The following is a 2,478-nucleotide window of genomic DNA, read 5'->3' on the forward strand; positions in this document are numbered from 1 at the left end:
AGCGGGCGGCCCTGCGCGCGCACGCCGATGACGGCATCGAGCACGCGCACGAAGGCGGCCGGGCGGGCCTCGACGATGGGGCCGCTGGTGCGCGGGCGCAGCGGCTCGGCCACCAGGGTGGCGTGCTGCAAGGCGGTGTCCGAGCCCTCGGCCAGCATCAGCAGGATCAGGTCGTAACGGGCTTCGTCGTTGCTCGGGTCTTTTTCCAGCGCGTCGAGCAGCATGTCGACGGCGCCGCCGGTCTGGCCGTCGGCGGCCAGCCCTTCGGCCTGCGCGACCTCGGCTTCAGCGGCCACCTCGCCCTCGGAGGGCACGTGCTTGTCCAGGAAGCCGCGAATTTGCTCGGCGGGCAGGGCGCCCACGAAGCCATCGACCGGCTGGCCGCCCACGAACATCACGCAAAACGGGATGGAGCGCACGCCGAACATCTGCGAGAGCTGGCCCGAGATCTCGGGGTACTCGTCGGCGTTGACCTTGGCCAGGATGAAGCGGCCGCCGTACTCGGCTTCCAGGCTTTCCAGCACGGGGCCGAGCTGCCTGCACGGGCCGCACCAGGGCGCCCAGATGTCCAGCAGCACGGGCAGGCGCGTGGAGGCGGCGATGAGGTCGGCTTCGAAGTTCTCGTAGGTGATGTCGATCATGGTGCGATCACAGGGTGAAATGAGGCGGGCCGGGCCCAGCACGCCAGGTGCGGGCCCTGGCCTAAAATCCGTCCTTTGACGAGACAGGAGCCCGCGGTGAGCACATCCCCCCAGACCCAGAACCCATCCAACCCCAACGCCATCGAGGTGGGCGTGGTGATGGGCTCCAGCAGCGACTGGGACGTGATGCGGCACGCCGCCGACATTCTCACCGAGTTCGGCATCGCCTTCGAAGCCAAGGTGGTTTCGGCCCACCGCATGCCCGACGACATGTTCCGCTACGCCGAGGCCGCTGCCGAGCGGGGCCTGGTGGCCATCATCGCCGGCGCGGGCGGTGCGGCCCACCTGCCGGGCATGCTGGCAGCCAAGACCACGGTACCGGTGCTGGGCGTGCCCGTGCCGTCGCGGCACCTGCAAGGCGTCGATTCGCTGCACTCCATCGTGCAGATGCCCAAGGGCATCCCGGTGGCCACGTTTGCCATCGGCACGGCTGGCGCGGGCAACGCGGCTTTGTTCGCGGTGGCCATGCTGGCCCACGGCAACCCGGCGCTGCGCGCCAAGCTCGATGCCTTCCGCGCCCGCCAGACCGAAGTCGCCCGTGCGATGACGAACGACCTGACCATGGAACCCAAAGCATGAGCGCCGCCAAGGACGTGATCCTGCCCGGCGCCACCCTTGGCGTGATGGGCGGCGGCCAGCTAGGCCGCATGTTCGTGCACGCCGCGCAAAGCATGGGCTATCGCACCGCCGTGCTCGACGCCGATGCCGCCAGCCCGGCAGGCCTGGTCTCGCACGAGCACATCCGCGCCCCCTACCTCGACGAATCGGGCCTGGCCGACCTGGCGCGCGTGTCCGCCGCCATCACCACCGAATTCGAGAACGTGCCGGCTGCCGCCCTGGCCAAGTTGGCTCAAACGCGCCCCGTGGCGCCCTCGGGCAGCGCCGTGGCCGTCTGCCAGGACCGCGCCCGCGAAAAGGCCCACTTTGTCGGCTGCGGCGTGGCCTGCGCCCCGCACGCCGTCATCGAGACGCCCGAGCAACTGGCTGCCATCACCGAAGAGCTGCTGCCCGGCATCCTCAAGACCTCGAGCATGGGTTACGACGGCAAGGGCCAGGTTCGCGTCAAGACCCGCGAAGAGCTGGCCGCCGCTTGGGGCCAGTTGCAGCAGGTGCCCTGCGTGCTCGAGAAGATGCTGCCCCTGGCCTACGAGGTCAGCGTCATCGTGGCGCGTGGACGCGATGGCCAGATCGTGCATTTCCCGCTGCAGCAGAACCTGCACCGAGACGGCATCCTGGCTGTGACGCAAGTGCCTGCGCCCAACGTGACCGAAGCGGTGTCGCAGCAAGCCTACGCCTTCGCTCACCAGATCGCCGCCTCGCTGAACTACGTCGGCGTGCTTTGCATCGAGTTCTTCGTGCTGGCCGATGGCAGCATCGTGGCCAACGAGATGGCGCCACGCCCGCACAACAGCGGGCACCACACCATCGACGCCTGCGATGTGTCGCAGTTCGAATTGCAGGTGAGGGCCATGACGGGCTTGCCCCTGGTCGAGCCCGTGCTGCACAGCCCCTGCTTCATGCTCAACCTGCTGGGCGACCTGTGGTTCCCGGTGCAGGGTGGCGAGCGCGTGAAGGTGCAGCAAGAGCCAGATTGGGCCGCCGTCCTGGCCCTGTCAGGCACCCACCTGCACCTCTACGGCAAGACCGATGCCCGCGTGGGTCGCAAGATGGGGCACCTCACCGTCACCGGTGCCACGGCGGATGCCGCGCGCGCCACGGCGCTCAAGGCTGCCACCATCCTCGGCATCGAGCCTTTTTGAAGGCAGACCGAGCCCCC

General features: G+C 69.0%; 3 protein-coding genes. 2 read left to right on the forward strand and 1 reads right to left on the reverse strand.

Going from position 1 to position 2,478, the window contains the following annotated elements:
* Window positions 1-641 (reverse strand): thioredoxin family protein (locus B2W70_RS00715; protein ID WP_286742026.1); only part of this gene is annotated, 641 nt, incomplete at its 3' end.
* Between the two features lie 159 nt (window positions 642-800).
* Between B2W70_RS00715 and purE the strand changes: the two genes are divergently transcribed.
* A complete protein-coding gene (gene purE, locus B2W70_RS00720; RefSeq protein ID WP_414631013.1) occupies window positions 801-1,280 on the forward strand; it encodes a 5-(carboxyamino)imidazole ribonucleotide mutase in 480 nt (159 codons plus the stop codon).
* Window positions 1,277-2,461, forward strand: a complete 1,185-nt coding sequence (locus B2W70_RS00725; protein WP_286742028.1) for a 5-(carboxyamino)imidazole ribonucleotide synthase — start codon at window positions 1,277-1,279, stop codon at window positions 2,459-2,461. Before purE ends, B2W70_RS00725 begins: the two co-directional genes overlap by 4 nt.
* The last annotated feature ends 17 nt before the right edge of the window (window positions 2,462-2,478 follow it).

Source organism: Aquabacterium sp. UBA2148 (assembly GCF_002328915.1).
GTDB lineage: Bacteria > Pseudomonadota > Gammaproteobacteria > Burkholderiales > Burkholderiaceae_C > Aquabacterium > Aquabacterium parvum.